The organism is Shewanella aquimarina (genome assembly GCF_023349185.1).
GTDB lineage: Bacteria > Pseudomonadota > Gammaproteobacteria > Enterobacterales > Shewanellaceae > Shewanella > Shewanella aquimarina.
Genome location: NZ_JAKIKY010000003.1, coordinates 342,402 through 359,806 on the forward strand (window position 1 = coordinate 342,402; position 17,405 = coordinate 359,806).

Here is a 17,405-nt window from a genome sequence, read left to right on the forward strand (position 1 = left end):
TTAGTCATGACAAGCTCATCATAAAAAACTAGCCACGGATGATATGGTGAACGGTGCCCTGACCGACGAGAAAGGTCTCGGCTCCCTCCCCCTGAAGCATGGCCAGGGTCGCCAGCATGCCGGCGACGACACACTGAGGAGCAAACACACTGACCGACAGCGGCGCGCCTTTGATGGGATACCCAGTGCTGGGGTCGATGATATGGCCATAGCGTTTGCCTTGGTGGAGTAGATAACGCCGGGAGTGTCCGCTGGTGGCCAGCGCGCCAGATTTAAGCGTCACCACACGGGCGGGGGTATCTAGCTTGTGGGGATCTTCTATGCCTATCTGCCAGGGGCACTCGCAACATGGGGAGGCAATCATATCCCCGCCGAGGTTCACTAAGAGATCATATTCGGGCAGTTCACGTCGCAGCACCTCTATGGCCCTGTCGGCAGCATACTCCTTGGCGATCCCACCGAGATCGATCCCCATCCCATAGGGTAGAAAGAGGCGCAGCTCCTCAATAATCAGCCGCTCGAAGCCTACACATTCAAGCGCCGTCTCTATCTGGCAGTCACTCGGCGGAGTAGCACTCTCCCCATCGCCGAATGGCCAGAGGGCCAATACAGGCTCGGCGGTAATATCAAACTTGCCCTGACTTAACCGGTAACAATGCTCGGCAAACTTGAGTAGTCCAAGGGTTTCATCGTCGATCGCTTGCCAGTCACCTGCGCTGCGATTGATTTGAGTTAATACGCTGTTCTCGCTAAAACGGTTGTACTTAGCCTCGATGCGCTTAACCTCGGCCATGGCGCGCTCAAAGGCCTGAGTTATTCGCTCTCCGCCAGTCTTGTCACCTTGAACCTTGTCACCTTGAGTCTTGTCACCTTGCGCTTTGCTAGCAGCTTGCTTAGGACGCGCCAGGAACTCACAGCGACTGGCCATAGCCATGAACTCGCCCTTGAGACCCTTAAGGTTATAGTGACCGTATTGGCTTTCATCCGAGATCACCGCCTGTTGATTGTCTAGATCAGCAAGCGACGAAAATTTGAGACCTTCACCTGTTGAGATCAAAATCGCATTCCAAATTGAAGCACTATGGCATCGATGCGGGGGAACTGATCGAAGCTAGCCAGCTCTCCTGGCAACTCGACACCTGGGTTTTGCGGGCGCTGCTGATAGTAGGCCAGACGCACACTTGCCAGCATCCCCTGCTCTAACTTCTGGCCATATTTGACGCCTATCGTATAGGTCTGCATCTTACCGAGACGATGATCCGCCGAGGCGAACTCGGGCAAGGGCTCACCCTCAGTGAGATAGAGGTGATAAAACTCGGCCGCGTCCTGCAAATAAACCCGAAACTGCCATTGCCAATAGGCGGCGCCGCTGAGGTTGTAGCGATAACGGGCATCTAAGGTATGGGCCTGCAGCGACCAGTCATCATTACTGTAGCGATAGGAAAAGGTCAGTGTGCCGCTATCTAAGGCGCCCTTGGTCATGAGATAGAGATTGTGTTTTAGCCGCTCGTCGGGGCGCTGCTCATAGTGATAGCCAAGGGCCTGCCCTCTACTATCGACCCGGCTAACCACCTTGTAGGCATCATTAAGATAGCCATTGACGGCCGAGAGGCCATAACTAAGCTGAGCCTGCCAGCGACGATTCAGGGTTTGGGTGATGCCCACATTGAGATCTAAGGTGCGCTTGAGGGCCGTATCGTAATAACGGGTGGCATCGAATGCCTGCCTAAACTCGGCCTCGCTGGCAAAGTCTTTACGAAACACCATCTCACTCATCCCAACGGGCCGCCCGCCCACTGGATTGACGATATCGAAATAGTAGGCCGCGCCGGCAAACACCTGGGTATTGCTCTGATTGAAGGAGTGCTCGAGCCCAGCATTGACACCGAGTGAGGTGTAATCATATTCGCGAGAGAGATACCCACCGAGACTGGTCTGCCATTTGGCAGAGAAGAGATGCTGCCAGTTGGCGCTTAGCTGCAAGCGGGTGTCTTTGAAGGTGTCATCCAGCGGCAGTTCTCCGGCTCTCGCCTGATAGACGCCGGTTCCCGAAGGCCGGGTAAAGCTTTGAGGGCTTGCCTGGATCACGGCGCCATTGGCCGAGGCGCCAGTTAGGGCGTCCAGCGCTATCTTGCCGCGAATAATATTGGCATCATTCAGCGCCTGACGGTAGTTGACTATCCCTTCTGCCGCCGTGACCCTGTCCTGCTCCTGATAGTAGACTAGGGCTGCATCTATGGTCGCGCCGGCGAGCGGATCGCTCGCTTGTTCCTCTTGCTCAGCGGTATTATCGCGCGTCTCGGCGGCTTGTTCGCCCGCAAGCGCACTGCCACAGGACAGTGCCGCGCCAACACCGAGAAACAGGCTGCTGGCCATCAGCAGAGATGCCATGACAGACTCACTTTCTAGCGAGTCGCTTTTTAGCGAAGCACTTTCTACTGTCCCAAGTTGATTTGGTGTCGGCCTGTCCTTCATGTCGCTCAAGCGATCTTCCTTATTCCCTGTTATCTCTTAAAACAACCTAGTTACAACCACAGCCACCACCGGCAAGGGTACGGCCGCCGCTGGAGCCCTCCTTACTGAAATAGATATGATCTTCTATCGCCATATCCATCTCGTCGGCATCTAGCTGCATATCCTCCCGGGCGAACTGCCCTCGCTCCCAGGGCTTTACGCCGAGATTGGCACAGCCAGACAGCAAGGCTACCAATATGATCAGTAGCTTTAAATCAGTTCGCATCGACTAACCTCTTCTTCAACAAAGATTGTATCTCCTGCTCGACGGCAACTTGCTTGGACTTGAAGAACCCCAGATGCTCGCTGACCAAGTGCCCGTCGCTATCAAACAGATAACTGCTGGGCATCCCCTGCAGATTAAAGTGACCGGCCACCTCCCCCTTGGGATCGTAGAGGATATCGAAGCTAGTGTTGAAATCGGCCAGAAATGGCCCTGCCATCTCACTCTCTTCATCGAGATTGATCGCCACGATCGCGAGCCCCTTGTCGCCATAGCGTTGATGCATCAGCTCCATCCAGGGAAAGGAGTCGCGACAGGGCGCGCACCAGGAGGCCCAGAAATCCACGTAGACCACCTTGCCCTTATAAGGCGCTAGAGACACCAGCTCGCCGCTTTGTGTCTTGGCGCTCAAGTCCAGACGCGGCGCAGCGTGACTCGTCAGCACCATAGACAGACAAACGAGCATTGCCATCGATAACCAAACAAGCTTGGTCATCATGGGGGATCTCATTCTCCCCTCTACCGACGGCGGAACGCCTTGCATCTTCTGTTCTCGTGACATCACAAATCCTTCACAGCTGGTTAAACACTTTCTTTATCGCTTGTACCGGGCGTTTACTAACAAAAGTCTCCTATCTTATTAATGAGGTTAGCAAAAAATCATGGTATTAGGACAGGGAAAGATGCTGTTATCACGACTTAGCAAGAAAGAGTGTGCATTATGAAAACGCCTGAACGAACACCCTATTTTAGTCAAGGTTACTCAATGTTAGTCGAGCCAAGAGAGATAACAGACGCTGGCCTTAACGCCGTTTCGATTAAACCAATCCAGCCAGACTGTCTGATTATCTCTTAGGGCATCTCCCGGGCCCTTCACCTCGATAAGCTCGGCTGTGACTCTGTTATCAGCTAAGCTCGGTGACCCTTCATCGGTTGCTTGATGCTCATTAGTTAGATGAAAACAGATGAGATCGGGAAAGCCCGCGCGGTAATAGCGAAGATCGAACAGCATCTGTCGAAATAGTTTCTCTAAAAAGGCGCCGCTGAACGCCTTTAGTGCCAATTGCAGGAGAAGCGGCATCGCATCTTTGTCTTGACTATTCGTTATGCCGAGCTCAATTAGACCAAGCTCAAGCAGATCAAGGCTTAAGTCCTCAAACAATGGCCAGTGTACCCAGTCGTTGGTGATGCCGCGTTTTTGATGAAAATGATCCATGATCATCTGGGTATCACCCGAGGCCAATGCCGCGAGCCTCGACGCTATCGCTTGTTTGCGCCTTGGGTAGAACTCACTCTGGTACATGTCGCTCGGCCTACTCTGGTAGGGATTGGCAAAGGCTCCCCGCACATCGGCGAAGATAATGTCCCAGAAGGCCAGGCCGAACAGGCTGCAGAAGAGGCGGTTCTCTACCTCGACACAAAGCCGCAGCGGCTCACCCTGCATAGTGCTCAGGTGTCTGGCGGCGCATTGCTCGACGCGCTGGGCGTTTGACTCTTCGCCTTCTGGGCCCTCATCATTTGCTGTGCGCTGACACTCAAGCTTGAAGGTATCAAACTCCCCTTGCCAAGGCTTGGGCGCCTCCCGTCCCAGGCTGCGATGAAGGCTTTTCTGCAAACGCCTGGCGACCAGACGTTCACTCTCCTCCAAAGGTTCCGCTAACATCAACTCAACTAGCCCTAACGCCTCATCATCACGGCCAAGCTTATTCAGGCAGCGCGCCCGGCGCTCCCGGCTCGGCGGTCTTTCTGTGTTTCCATACAGAGCTAAGGCGCGCTCAAAATGGCCTAAGCGCTCCAATTGGCGCGCCGCCATTAACCAGAGCCCCTGGGTCATGCGCTGTAGCTTTTCATTCCCAGCTTCTTTGGCGAAATCAGGCAGATCGGTGAGTCTTTGACAAAATGAATCAAATTTTTCGATACCAATATCACAGTGCTTACCGCTCAGCGCACCCTCTTCAAACTCCTGGTATAGCCTAGACAACGTATACAAGCCTTCTATCTCCGCTCGCGTATTGAAGCTGCGACTGGCGATACTCGTCGAGTAACCTTCAAAATTATGAATACCAAGATCGGCCAAGATAAACTGACTCAGGGACTGACTCATACGTTCAAAATAGAGTAACTCGAAGCGTCGATAGGCGGCCTTGGGACTCAGACAGAACCAATGCCGCTCAGGTGCCAAACCGGCAAGCAGTCGCGTCAATAGGCCCGTGCCTTGGGCATACTCGATAAGCTCGCTCTTCTTCAGCCGCTTAATCGCCGTAGAATCGAGTTTCGAAGCCTCTGGATTGACAGGCTCTGATTGACTGGAGTCTTGCGCTACCAAGGCCTTAATAAGCGCCGCCTTGGTGCTCTTTTGCATTAGCCAGCTCGTATCGGGCTGTTCATAGTCGATCAGTTTGCGAGCGTGCAGCTCCGAGATGGCCGCCGGGATATCTGTGATTTCAATGTAGCTAAGCTGAGTCAGGCAGAACCAGGGGCCCTTACGCGAGATGAGTCTCACCAGCAGACACTGAGCATCCTCTCCTAACGCCGAAAAAGTGTTGATGAAGCCAAGCTCGACTTCATCGAGGAGATCGCCATAGCGGTGCTGAACACCTTGGAGCATGGTGTTGAAATTATTAAGGTAGTAATAAACTGGCAATTCAGGTTGCATCTTGGAAGCTTGCTTTGACGGCGCTGGCGACGCTGACAATAGCGGCGCTGGTTTCACAGCTTTACCTTGTGTATGCCCCTCTACTGGCTCCAGTCTTTGCTTAACCATTAACGTTTTCTATCCCTGTATTTTTCTATTCATCATCGCCGCTTTAAACACTAAGTGGCAAATCCTATAAAACAGACACTACGGCAGGCTTTACAAGCTTAGGGAGTTGGCGCACTCTTAGCAAAATAACAAAAAGTGCCGACATTTGGCGATAAAACAGCGTAGGAAAAATCATCATGTGGATTCAAGTCGAGATAAATCTGCCCCCGAAACAACGCGGGTATCACCTGATCACCGAAGAGATCTATCGCGCCGCCCCAGAGCTTAGCAAGATTAAGATAGGTCTCGCCCATCTACTGTTACAGCATACCTCGGCCGGACTCACCCTCAACGAAAATGCCGACCCTAGCGTACGGGAGGACTTCGAGCGCTTCTTTAACCGTCTAGTGCCGGAGAATGAGCCCTATTACACCCATACCTATGAGGGGGACGACGACATGCCGGCCCATCTGAAGTCGTCGATTCTGGGGGCGGAACTTACCCTACCTATCACCGACGGCGAGTTCAATCTAGGCACCTGGCAAGGGATCTACCTGTGCGAGGCACGCAACCGCGCCGGGGGCCGTACCCTGTTACTCACCATCCAGGGCGAATAATCTCGAACAACTAACCTAGGGCAACTAATTTAGGACAAGAGGCCCGGATCAATCTGCGATTGGCTGCTCTGTAATGGGTTGAAGCAGGGCCAGCCAATCATCCTTATCCATCTCGGCGGCCGTGAGGCTCTCGGTCTGATACATGCTTTGGGCCAGAGCCTGTTTGCTCTGCTGCAACTGCTGAATGCGCTCCTCGACCGTGTTCTGACAGATAAGCTTATAAACGAATACCGGCTTATCCTGGCCGATGCGATAGGCCCTGTCGCTGGCCTGCTCTTCGGCGGCCGGATTCCACCAAGGATCCACATGGATCACCACATCCGCCTCGGTCAGGTTTAGTCCCGAGCCGCCAGCCTTGAGGCTGATGAGGAACACATTGACCTCGCCGCGACGAAAACGCTCTATGATGCGATCCCTATGGCGACTGCGCCCGGTTAGCATCTCATAGCCTATCTGCTGGCGATCCAGCTGCTCGGCGATCAAATCCAGCATGCTGGTAAATGATGAGAAGATGAGTATGTTCCGGCCATCTTCTATCATGCTCGGCAACTTGTTCTCCAGCCAGGCAAGCTTGGAAGACTCGGCGTTAAGCTCATCCTGGCCACCATCGTAGGCCGCATTCATTCGACTTGTTTCACCGCCAGAGCTTGCCTCAGCAAGATGCGCGCGCTCGCCTGCCTGAGCCAGATTGAGCATCGACGGATGACAGCAGACCTGGCGAAGCTTAAGTAGTGCATTGCTGATCATCAGGCGGTTGGCCTTGGCGCCGGTTTGCCGCAGCGCCAGTTGCACCTGCTCCGCCACCGTCAGGCGTATGGTCTCATAGAGATCCGACTGACTCTGGCTCAGCTCAATCAGGGTGTTGATCACCGTCTTGGTCGGCAGTTCGGTCGCCACCTGACGCTTGGTGCGCCTGAGCATAAAGGGCGCCAGACGCTGAGCCAATCGTTGGCGGCTGGTGTCGCAATGATCTTTCTCAATCGGCTGTTTAAACTGGCGTTGAAACTGGGTCGCGGTGCCTAGAAAGCCCGGCATCAGAAAATGAAACAGCGACCAGAGTTCACCGAGGTGATTCTCCATCGGCGTCCCCGTGAGACAGAGACGATGCTTGGTCTGCAGGCGGTTCACCAACTTAGTGATACGGCTGCGACTGTTTTTGATGGTCTGCGCCTCATCCAGGATCACCTGATGCCAGTTAAGCTTGGTTAGCCGCTCGGCGTCTTGTGCTAGGATCCCGTAGCTGGTGATCAGCACATCGACATGGGTCAGCGCCTGCTCGTTATCATGGCGGGAACGGCCGCTCCAGATGAAACTCGTCAGGCTAGGGGTAAACTGGGCGATCTCTCGCTGCCAGTTGCTGAGCAAACTGGTGGGCGCGATAACCAAAACGGGCGCCTTAGTCACCCCGGCCTGTTTATCCAGCAAGATGCTGCACAAGGTCTGCAGCGTCTTACCCAGCCCCATATCATCGGCCAGTATGGCGCCGAAGCCGTGTCGCTTGATAAATTGTAGCCAGGCGACACCTTCTATCTGATAGGGGCGCAGCTCGGCGTTGAGCCCATCTGGGGTAACAAAGTCTATGGTTCCCAGCCTATCTGCGCGCCTGCTCTGCTGCTCATTGAGATAACGCCCGAGCGCCTTGGCATGTTGCCTCAGCTTGGCTTCACCCGACCAGGTCAGCGCCTGCTCGGAGTGACTTAAGGCATCATCGAGCAGCGGAATGCGCCCGAGGTGATGGCGTGCCAGCACCAGCTTTTCCTGATCGTTGAGCGGCTGCTGAGCAAAGAGCTCGTCGAGCACCGCAAGTATGCGCTGAATACGCGCAGCCGGCAGGGTTAGGATGGCACCAGATTCCAGCTCCAGCGCCACCTCCTGCGGCTGACTCTCACTATGGGTTGCGTCAGATTGATCGGCGCTCGTTACCTGATTGAAATCTCGGCTGAGTTTGCCCTGACGAATGAGGTTGACCAGCAATGGCAGGAGGTTAACCCGCTTTCCTTCGACCTCAACTCCAAGGCTCAGCTCGAACCAATCCTTGTCGGCGCTGTTCACCTCGCCATACCAGGCATTGGCCGCCACTTGAACGAAACGTTGTTTGGCCACCAGTTCAACCTGCCAGCCCTTGAGCGAGAGCGTGCGCAGCAGCACCACATGCTCGCTCGCCTCACCCGGCACCAGACGCAGGCCCTCGCCGAGTGATTCAGTCACGGCTGGCTCGAATTGACTGGTGAGTAGCGGCAAGGGATTGAGCAACAGCTGGCATTTGGCAAATTGCGCCATGAAGGCCTTATGGCCCGCGCCGAGATAGCTCAGCGACTCGAAGTCATAACGCCGACCGCGATGAACCATAGAAAATTTCGCGACATCTATGGGCGACAACATAGGCTCGTGCCAGTGTTGCTCCAGGCTCTCGCGGGCGATCTCTAGCCTTGGCAGCCAGTCGCCGTCCAGATCCGCGCCTTCTAACAGGGTTTGATTCACCCGCACGTCACCGCGTTTATCGATTATCCCCGTGCCCGAGCAGGTATCTAGCCAGACACCGGGGCAAAGGGGCAGCATGAAGCTTTCATCCAGGTAGTCTTCATCATAGTGAGTCGCCAAACGCACCGGCTCCCCCGCCACCTTGCCAAAGAAACAGCGACCGCTGGCAAACAGCAGGCGATAAAAATCACTGTCGAGTACGGCTAAATGTTCACTAGAAAGAGGCTGTGAGCCAAAGGCGTCATTAGCGAGCGAACACTTGAGATCGATAAGGATCGCCTGCTCAAGCGAGGCTCCTGCCTGCGACACCTGTTGTTGCTCTGCCAGTGCATCCAGGCGTGACACCGCAGGGCTTAGGTACTCGGGTAGCTGTGATTGAGTGCTATCGGCACGCAAATTTTCACTGCTGGTTTCGGGGCTAATGTCAGGGCTAATGCTAGGGCTAGTTTCGGAGTTAAAAGTCTCACCCGTTACCTCGCCCGCAACCTCTCTGAGTAGGTGCAGTAACTTGAGATCTGTCTGACTGACATACTTGGGCACAGGCTGGCTCTGCAGCAAGTCGAAGCCTAAAGGTCCCTTGAGCTGATAGCGGCCATTCTTGTTGAGATAGCCTTTTAACACCTTGAGCTGCAAACCTGTCTCGCTCAGTGCTAACAGGTAGAGGATGCGATGGCGCGCCATGGTGGGGAAAGGATCGAAACGCTCCTTGAGATCGCTGCGAAACAGGCGAATCGCCGTATCTGAGCGTCTGGAACGTCCCTGCTCTTCAACTGCGCTATGAGCCGCCTGCTCAATGACCAAGGCCGCCTGATGCAGACAGCGTGGCTGACCGCAGTCACAACGACCGCTCACCTTACCCTGATCGTTAAGGGAGACTTGGCAAGATAACTTAGGCTCGCCCGCGAAGACACCACGAATAATATGGGCGCGGCGCTGGCACTCCAGCAGCCGACCGTCCAACAGGGCTTGCAGCGCAGAAAACCTTTCTTGATGTGAAAACTCTTGTACAGCCGTTTGTAATAACATCGTCCGAGAAAAAAGCAGATAGACCAAGATCAGCGATTGAAAGGAGAGATGATATCACTATTTGTTGGGCCTGTTGTAGCCCGAAAGGAGGCAAGTGTCGGCTTACTGCGCAGTTACCCACGCCCTGAGCCGACACCTGTGACCTAGATCACTGAATGCAGATTAAGCAGAGATCGCGGTGCGTTTCATACGCGCCAAGTAGAAGCCGTCGAAGCCGCTGTCGGCCACGCTAACTGTTTCATCGTCGATGAAGCTAAAGTGCGGATTGGCAGCCAGGAAGGCATCGACCTGCTGGCGATTCTCCTGTGGCATGATAGAGCAAGTGGCGTAGATCAAGATGCCGTCGACCTTCACCATGCGGCTATAGCTCTGCAGGATCTCCTTTTGCAGCTCGACCAATACCGGCAGGCGCTCCGGCGTGTCACGCCACTTGGCATCGGGATTACGCTTGAGGACCCCAAGGCCGGAACAAGGCACGTCCAACAGCACCCTGTCGGCGCTCAGTTTAAGACGCTTGATGGTCTTGCTGCTGGCAATGATGCGGGTCTCGACGTTATGGGCACCGGCGCGGCGCGCTCGCTGCTTCAAGTTGTCCAGTTTCCACTGCTCAACGTCCATGGCCAATAGACGTCCCTTGCCCTGCATCTGCGCGGCAATGGCAAGCGTCTTACCACCTGCGCCGGCGCAGGCATCGATCACCCGCATGCCGGGCTCTGCGCCCACGGCCGCGGCCACGTGCTGAGAACCTGCGTCTTGCTGCTCAAACAGCCCCTGCTTGAAGCACTCGGTGCGAAACAGCGCCGCATCAGAGATAACCTCGAGCGCGCTTGGCACACCCGGCACCTCACGGGTCTCGACCCCTTCCTTTGCTAGGCGCTTGGCCAGATCCTCACGATCTGTCTTGAGCGGGTTAACGCGCAGGTAACGCTTAGGCGCCTGTGCCAGCGCGGCGCGCTCCTTGGCCCAGTCATCGCCTAACTGCTGCTGGCCCAAGGTATTGAGCCATTCCGGGCAGCCATCGAACAGGACTTCTTGCTGCTTGGCCGCTTCCAGGCGCTGATTAAAATCATCTTCTTCGATCGCCAGGGTGTACTGCAACTTAGGAATAGGCAGCTGGTTAGCCATGTGCCAGGCGTTGAGCAGGCGTGATCCCATACGGGTTATCTCATCGGTTGAGATATCGGCCAGATGACAGTAAAAGTTGAGACGGCGCAGCAGATCGCCAGTCACATAGGTGATACGCGCCTGCTCGGACGGTGCTAACTTGAGTCCAGAGAAGTGATGGGAATAGGCTCTGTCCAGCGGTTTGCCCTCTTCGAGCACCATGGCCAGCACATTAATAACTAATTCGGTTGAACTTGGAGATAGCGACGCATTTAACATAGTAGAGCCTAAAGTAGCAGAGCCTAGATAATAAAAATCGCTGGCGATCATAGGAGTTAAGCCCCTATTAGGCAAGCGCTAGCGGCCATTCTGTCAATAAAAAAGGCAAGCATTGCTGCTTGCCTCTTATTAATCGCATTACTGTAAACGCAATAGGCCTTAAAGCTTAGACCCTTTCACGCCATAGAACATAATAAACAGGTAACAGATGATCGGCAGGAAGAAGGCCTGCTGGATACCGATATTATCGGCAAGCACACCCTGAAGCAGCGGCAGAATCGCACCGCCCACGATGGCCAAGCAGAGCACACCCGAACCTTGTGAGGTGTGAGGGCCAAGATCCCTAAGTGCCAGACTGAAGATGGTTGGGAACATGATGGAGTTAAACAGGCCGACCGCCAGAATCGCCCACATGGCGACGTTACCGGTACTGGTCATGGCCAGCGCAACCAAGAGCGCCGCCATCAGGGCGTTGAAACCAAGTACGGTACCGGCAGGCACCTTCTGCATCACGGCGCTACCGATGAAGCGACCCACCATGGCACCGCCCCAGTAATAGGTGATGTAACTCGCGGCGCTGGCCTCACTGAGTCCGGCAATGTCATCCTGGGCCAGGAAGTTAACCAGGAAGCTACCGATAGAGACCTCGGCACCCACGTAGACGAAGATCCCCACGGCGCCCAGTACCAGGTGAACAGACTGCAGCGCGCTGGTCTTGCCATTATGCACCAGCTCGCCTTGCTCACCGCTTTGACAATGCTCTTTGATCTGCGGCAGATCCAGCTTGGCAAAGACCAACGCCAGAATACCAAGGGCACTGGCGAGGATCAGATAAGGCAGCTTAACCACTTCCGCCTCGGCCTGTGCCTGGGTCAGGGTCTCGCTGGCCTCAACTGCGACAGAGAGGATCAACACGGCGCCAAAATATGGCGCAACCGTGGTACCCAAGGCGTTGAAGGCCTGAGTCAGGTTAAGACGACTTGAGGCGGTCTCTACGCTACCCAATGCATTCACATAGGGGTTCGCCGCCACCTGCAAAATAGTGATCCCTGAGGCCAACACGAACAAGGCGCCTAAGAAGAGTCCATAAGTCGCCAGCGCCGCCGCAGGATAGAAGAGCGCGCAGCCCAGCGCCGCGATCAGCAAGCCTGTGACAATCCCTTTCTGATAGCCTAGCGCTCTCACCAGCTTACCGGCCGGCATAGAGACCAGGAAGTAGGCGCCGAAGAAGCAGAACTGAATCAGCATCGCCTCGGCATAGTTGAGCGAAAACGCCGCCTTGAGGTGGGGGATCAATATGTCGTTAAGACAGGTGATAAAGCCCCACATGAAAAACAGCGAAGTCAGGGAGACTAGCGCGAAACGATAGTTCTCCTGCTCGCCACCGACCCCGGTAGCCGTGCTACTTTGTTGCATCATTGCCATGGTTAAGTTCTCTTTTGTTATTTTATCTTTCTGGTTGTACTGTTAAAAATTTTCACGCAATAAGATTATTTTGAGCCCTGGATTCTCTGGAGACCTAGATAGCCAAGCCTCTAATTAACGGCGTAGAAACAGCCAAAGGGAGCAAATTGTATCGAATCACCCGACAGTTCAGCCTCAGGCAGACCGTGCCCGGCCAAAGGCGTCAAGCTGGTCGCCCCCTCGCCTGCAAGGCTGTAGCTTTGTGGCTCGCCGCTCAGGTTAAAGGCGACTAATAAGCTTTGCTCACCTAGGCGTCGTTCAAACACCAAGAGTGCGTCAGTTGACTCAATAAATTTGATATCACCCGAGATCAACACGTGGTACTGCTTACGCCAAGCCAGCATATGACGGTAGTGGTTCAGAATCGATGCGGGATCGGCCTCTTGAACATCGACCGCCATCTCCTTGTGCTCTGCCGGTACAGGTAGCCAGGGGCTATTGTCACTGAAGCCGCCATGGTTAGCGTCATGACGCCAAGGCATAGGCGTTCGGCAACCGTCACGGCCCTTGAACATGGGCCAAAAGGTGATACCAAAGGGGTCTTGTAGCTGTTCATAGGCGATCTCTACCTCACCCAGACCCAACTCTTCTCCCTGATAGCTACAGACGCTGCCCCTTAGTGAACAGAGCAAAGCATTGAGCATCTTGGCCATGTCGGCATTGAAGGCTTCTCGTCCCCAGCGGGTCGCAACACGCTGCACGTCGTGATTACCTATCGCCCAGCAGGGCCAGCCATCACCTATGCTCTGCTCAAGGGCCTCGACAGTTTGGCGAATATAAGCCGGGCTAAAGTCATCGGTGAGCAGCTCGAAGCTGTAGGCCATATGCAGGCGATCCTCGCCCTGGGTATATTCGGCCATGGTGGCCAGCGAATCTTCCGATGAGACCTCGCCCAGGGTAACCACACCGGGATACTGGTCGATCAGCGCGCGCAGCTCCTCGATAAAACCTACGGTCTGCGGGCGGGTGTTATTGAAGTAGTGATACTGGTAGGCGTATGGGTTATCTTCGCTAAAGCCCCTGCCCTGACGCTTGTCTGCGGGCTTGGCCGGATTGTCTCTGAGCTGCTCGTCGTGATAACAGAAGGTGATCGCATCCAGGCGGAAGCCATCCACTCCCTTATCGAGCCAGAACTTGACGTTCTGCAATACCGCGCGGCGCACATCAGGGTTGTGGAAGTTGAGATCCGGCTGACTGGTTAAGAAGTTGTGCAGATAATATTGTTGACGACGTGGCTCCCACTCCCAGGCGCAGCCACCGAAGATCGCCAGCCAGTTGTTCGGCGCCGTACCGTCGGGCTTAGGATCGGCCCACACATACCAGTCTTGCTTGGCATTGTCGCGGCTCTGACGGCTCTCGCTAAACCAGGCGTGTTGATCTGAGGTATGACTCAACACCTGATCGATAATCACCTTGATCCCCAGACGATGGGCCTTGTCGATCAGCTCGTCGAAGTCGTCCATGGTGCCAAACAGGGGATCGATAGCCAGGTAATCACTGATGTCATAACCGAAGTCTTTCATCGGTGACTTGAAGAAAGGTGAGATCCAGATGGCATCGACATTCAGGCTCGCAATATAATCGAGTTTACTGATGATACCCTGTAGGTCCCCGACACCGTCGCCATTGGAATCCATTAAACTGCGAGGATAGATCTGATAGATGACGGCGCCGCGCCACCAGTAGAGTTGGTTCATTATCGCCCCTATGTCACCAACGACTATATTAAAGGCAGCTGCCTGCCTTCGGGTTGCATACCTGTTACCCAATCGTTGTCGACGAACAATTGTTATTAGAATGAAACGAGCATACGTCATCCGGGAAATCGGGTTCAACACCACTGCATACGTATGCAAAACAGACAGGCGTGAAGCACCTTCTAGGCACCTAGGGTAAAGACAAATAAAAACATATAGTTAATCTGATTTTGACAGGCTATTTTGTGACCTTGCGCACCCCAAATGGCGGCCTTTATGAGGCTTGGGTCACTTTTGAATACGTATGCATAATATTGTGACCGCGACGAATGCGAGAGTAGTATCGGGTCTGCTACATAACAACTTAGAAACAAGTACAATAACAAGCACTCTCATTCACCTATATAGCTGTGAACAAGGGTCCCCCCTTAATTTCACACACAAGAAGTAATACAGAATGAATAGAGTGAAAAAAGGGGAAGATGGATGTTTCAATTTAAACCTAACCTACTCACGCTAGCCCTGCTTACCGCCGGTGTCAGTGTGCAGGGTTTTGCAGCAGACGCGGTAGAGACAGAAGACCAAGCGCAAGCCCAGCAGTCGATCGAAGTGATTGAAGTCACCGGGATCCGTCGCAGCTTGCAAGAGTCTCAATCACTCAAGATGTCCTCATCATCTGTGGTCGAAGCCATTTCGGCCGAAGACATAGGTAAGTTGCCAGACGTGAGTATCGCCGAGTCGTTAGCTCGCCTGCCGGGTGTTGCCGCGCAGCGTCTCGATGGCCGCGCGAACGTGATTTCGATTCGTGGTCTGGGCCCAGACTTTACGACCGCCACCTTAAACGGCCGCGAACAGGCCTCGGTTAACGACAACCGTGGTGTTGAGTTCGACCAATACCCTTCTGAGCTGCTAAACCGCGTTGTGGTTTACAAGACGCCAGATGCCTCTGTGATGGCACAAGCCATTGGCGGTACCGTCGATATGCAGACCATTAGCCCCCTAATTCATGGTGAACAGACAGTAGCTGTCTCACTTCGCGGTGAAATGAACGATCTTGGTGCACTTAACAGCGACTCAACCGACAAGGGATATCGCAGCAGCATCTCATACATCGACCAATTCGCCGACGAAACCATAGGTATTGCACTGGGTTACGCCCGTATGCAGTCGCCTAACCAGGAAGAGCGCTGGCAAGCCTGGGGTTACCCCGAGCTAGACTATGATGCTAATAATCCAAAGGTACTCGGTGGTGCCAAGCCCTTCGTTCGTTCGAGCGAACTTGAGCGCGACGGCGTACTAGCTGTGTTCGAGTATCAGCCAAACGACAGCTTTAAGTCTGTTATCGACCTCTACTACACCAAGTTTAAAGATGAACAGCGTCTTCGCGGCATCGAGATCCCAGGTCAATGGGGTGGCGGCTGGGCAAACTCAGGCATCACTGCCCTGGAAACCCAAGACGGTCTGGTAACCAAAGGGGTGATCAACGACGCTGCCGTTATCGTACGTAACGACATCAACGTGCGTGACGCCGAATCACTGTCGATTGGTTGGAACAACAAATATGCCATCAACGATAACTGGAATATCGAAGCCGATGTCGCCCTTTCAAAGGCGAGCCGTACCGACCTGGGTATGGAAAGTTATGCCGGTACTGGCCGCGGTAACGGCAACGGTGCCACCGACAGCTTAGGTTTCGAATATGACGGCCAGGGCGGATACGACTTCACCCATAACCTGGACTACGAAGATCCCGATCTGATCAAGCTAGGCGGTGCCTTTAGCTGGGGCGATCCAATGGGCCCTAGCAGCCAAGACGGCTTCATCAACAAGCCAGAGATTGAAGATGAGCTTAAGTCACTGCGCCTTGCGGCTGAGTATATCTTCGATGACGGCGCTATCAGCAGCATCCAATTTGGTGTGAATCGCACCGACCGTGAAAAGAGCAAGCGCGACAACGGCTACTATCTGACACTTAAAGGCTACCCAGATATGCTGACCGTGCCAGAAAAGTACCTGTTAGACCCAACGTCACTGGACTTCTTCGGTATGGGCGACATGCTGAGCTACGACTCACTCGCCTTCTACAACGATGGTAACTATATAGAAACCAACGCAGATTCGGTCGATCTGAGCCGCGCCACCAACTCATGGGATGTATCTGAAGAGGTGACTACGGCATTCGTTAAGGTAAACCTTGAGACAGATCTTTATGATATCCCTGTCACGGGTAATATCGGCCTGCAGGCTGTGCACACAGACCAAAGCTCAGATGGCACGGTCGCAACAGTCGACAGTGGCTCGGTAGTCAAGACACCTATTACTGCCGGTGACACATACACAGAATGGCTGCCTAGCATCAACCTTGGCTTTGAAGTCGCCGAAGGTCAGATGGTTCGCGTCGCCGCTGCACGTACCCTTACCCGTGCACGCATGGATAAGATGAATGCCAACGTTAACTTCAGCTATAACGCCAATCCAACAGATGGTGTTAACTGGTCCGGTGGTGCAGGTAACCCTTATCTGCGTCCTTGGTTGGCCCGTCAGTACGATATCAGCTACGAGAACTACTTCAGCGATCAAGGCTACTTCGCCCTGGCTGTGTTCTACAAGGATCTGGAAAACTATATCTATGATCAGCAATCCAACTTCAACTTTGGTGAGCTGTTCCCTGAGCAACCTGGTAATCCTATCGGTAACGTGACTCAGCCACAGAATGGTCAAGGCGGTTACGTACAGGGTATCGAAGCCTCACTATCACTGGATTTCGGTCTATTCGCCGACAGCTTGGAAGGTTTCGGTACCATCCTAAGCGGTACCTACAACGATAGCGAAGTGAAAGAAACGCCAGACAGCGAGCCAACAACGCTACCGGGTCTGTCTGAGAAGACCTTTAACGCCACGGTTTACTACGAAAACGCAGGCTTCAGTGCTCGCGTCAGCTCTCGCTACCGTAGCGACTTCCTGGGTGAAGTCACGAAGATCAGCCTGCAGCGTGAAAACGTGAACATCAAGGCGGAGACGGTTGTCGACGCGCAGATTGGTTATGACTTCTCTGAGAGTGGAATTGACGCCCTTTACGGTCTGTCGGTGCTCTTCCAGGTAAACAACCTGACCAACGAGCCATTCACCTCTTACTTTGGTGATGACAAGCGTGAAGTACGCGACTTCCAAAACTATGGTCGCAACTATATGTTAGGTTTGAACTACAAGTTCTAAGCTAACACGCCTGTAAATTAGCCTCTGTAACCCAGTTACGG

Annotated in this window: 11 protein-coding genes; 2 read left to right on the top strand and 9 right to left on the bottom strand. The window is 54.0% G+C overall.

What is annotated here, in order from left to right:
• Positions 1–28: 28 nt before the first annotated feature.
• The 5 genes from L2731_RS05735 to L2731_RS05755 form a co-directional block, all read right to left on the bottom strand.
• Positions 29–1,057, bottom strand: coding sequence for an FAD:protein FMN transferase (locus L2731_RS05735; RefSeq protein WP_249252203.1), 1,029 nt, complete (start codon positions 1,055–1,057; stop codon positions 29–31).
• On the bottom strand, positions 1,054–2,475 hold the full coding sequence (locus L2731_RS05740; RefSeq protein ID WP_249252286.1) for a DUF3570 domain-containing protein: 1,422 nt from the start codon (positions 2,473–2,475) through the stop codon (positions 1,054–1,056). Before L2731_RS05740 ends, L2731_RS05735 begins: the two co-directional genes overlap by 4 nt.
• Before the next feature lie 46 nt (positions 2,476–2,521).
• Positions 2,522–2,740 carry a DUF4266 domain-containing protein gene (locus L2731_RS05745; RefSeq protein ID WP_249252204.1) on the bottom strand — a complete coding sequence of 73 codons (219 nt, stop codon included), beginning with the start codon at positions 2,738–2,740 and terminating at the stop codon, positions 2,522–2,524.
• Positions 2,730–3,299 carry a TlpA disulfide reductase family protein gene (locus tag L2731_RS05750; protein ID WP_249252205.1) on the bottom strand — a complete coding sequence of 190 codons (570 nt, stop codon included), beginning with the start codon at positions 3,297–3,299 and terminating at the stop codon, positions 2,730–2,732. The genes L2731_RS05745 and L2731_RS05750 overlap by 11 nt, the downstream gene beginning before the upstream one ends.
• Positions 3,300–3,506: 207 nt before the next feature.
• Positions 3,507–5,393 (bottom strand): VRR-NUC domain-containing protein, encoded by a 1,887-nt coding sequence (locus L2731_RS05755; protein ID WP_249252206.1) that lies wholly within the window; start codon positions 5,391–5,393, stop codon positions 3,507–3,509.
• 284 nt (positions 5,394–5,677) lie between these two features.
• Between L2731_RS05755 and L2731_RS05760 the strand changes: the two genes are divergently transcribed.
• Positions 5,678–6,097: a secondary thiamine-phosphate synthase enzyme YjbQ gene (locus tag L2731_RS05760; protein ID WP_041511324.1), complete on the top strand. Its 420-nt coding sequence runs from the start codon at positions 5,678–5,680 to the stop codon at positions 6,095–6,097.
• Between the two features lie 48 nt (positions 6,098–6,145).
• On the opposite strand, the gene L2731_RS05765 is transcribed toward L2731_RS05760, so the two are convergent.
• The 4 genes from L2731_RS05765 to L2731_RS05780 all read right to left on the bottom strand — a co-directional run bounded on the left by L2731_RS05765 (position 6,146) and on the right by L2731_RS05780 (position 14,148).
• A complete protein-coding gene (locus L2731_RS05765; RefSeq protein ID WP_249252208.1) occupies positions 6,146–9,604 on the bottom strand; it encodes a DEAD/DEAH box helicase in 3,459 nt (1,152 codons plus the stop codon).
• A gap of 162 nt (positions 9,605–9,766) precedes the next feature.
• Positions 9,767–10,987 (bottom strand): RsmB/NOP family class I SAM-dependent RNA methyltransferase, encoded by a 1,221-nt coding sequence (locus L2731_RS05770; RefSeq protein WP_249252209.1) that lies wholly within the window; start codon positions 10,985–10,987, stop codon positions 9,767–9,769.
• Positions 10,988–11,146: 159 nt separating this feature from the next.
• Entirely contained in the window at positions 11,147–12,412 is a 1,266-nt protein-coding gene (locus L2731_RS05775) for a sugar MFS transporter (protein ID WP_239850473.1), read from the bottom strand.
• A gap of 110 nt (positions 12,413–12,522) precedes the next feature.
• The gene (locus L2731_RS05780; protein ID WP_249252211.1) at positions 12,523–14,148 is read right to left on the bottom strand and encodes an alpha-glucosidase; all 1,626 of its coding nucleotides are present in this window, start codon (positions 14,146–14,148) and stop codon (positions 12,523–12,525) included.
• Between the two features lie 486 nt (positions 14,149–14,634).
• On the opposite strand from L2731_RS05780, the gene L2731_RS05785 reads away from it, so the two are divergent.
• A complete protein-coding gene (locus L2731_RS05785) occupies positions 14,635–17,364 on the top strand; it encodes a TonB-dependent receptor (RefSeq protein WP_249252212.1) in 2,730 nt (909 codons plus the stop codon).
• Positions 17,365–17,405: the final 41 nt, after the last annotated feature.

Bases quoted from the DNA above. Each gene is read 5' to 3' on its own strand.
- L2731_RS05760 (WP_041511324.1), top strand. From the start codon at position 5,678: ATGTGGATTCAAGTCGAGATAAATCTGCCCCCGAAACAACGCGGGTAT.
- L2731_RS05770 (WP_249252209.1), bottom strand. From the start codon at position 10,987: ATGTTAAATGCGTCGCTATCTCCAAGTTCAACCGAATTAGTTATTAAT.
- L2731_RS05750 (WP_249252205.1), bottom strand. From the start codon at position 3,299: ATGTCACGAGAACAGAAGATGCAAGGCGTTCCGCCGTCGGTAGAGGGG.
- L2731_RS05780 (WP_249252211.1), bottom strand. From the start codon at position 14,148: ATGAACCAACTCTACTGGTGGCGCGGCGCCGTCATCTATCAGATCTAT.
- L2731_RS05765 (WP_249252208.1), bottom strand. From the start codon at position 9,604: ATGTTATTACAAACGGCTGTACAAGAGTTTTCACATCAAGAAAGGTTT.
- L2731_RS05775 (WP_239850473.1), bottom strand. From the start codon at position 12,412: ATGGCAATGATGCAACAAAGTAGCACGGCTACCGGGGTCGGTGGCGAG.
- L2731_RS05755 (WP_249252206.1), bottom strand. From the start codon at position 5,393: ATGCAACCTGAATTGCCAGTTTATTACTACCTTAATAATTTCAACACC.
- L2731_RS05740 (WP_249252286.1), bottom strand. From the start codon at position 2,475: ATGAAGGACAGGCCGACACCAAATCAACTTGGGACAGTAGAAAGTGCT.
- L2731_RS05785 (WP_249252212.1), top strand. From the start codon at position 14,635: ATGTTTCAATTTAAACCTAACCTACTCACGCTAGCCCTGCTTACCGCC.
- L2731_RS05745 (WP_249252204.1), bottom strand. From the start codon at position 2,740: ATGCGAACTGATTTAAAGCTACTGATCATATTGGTAGCCTTGCTGTCT.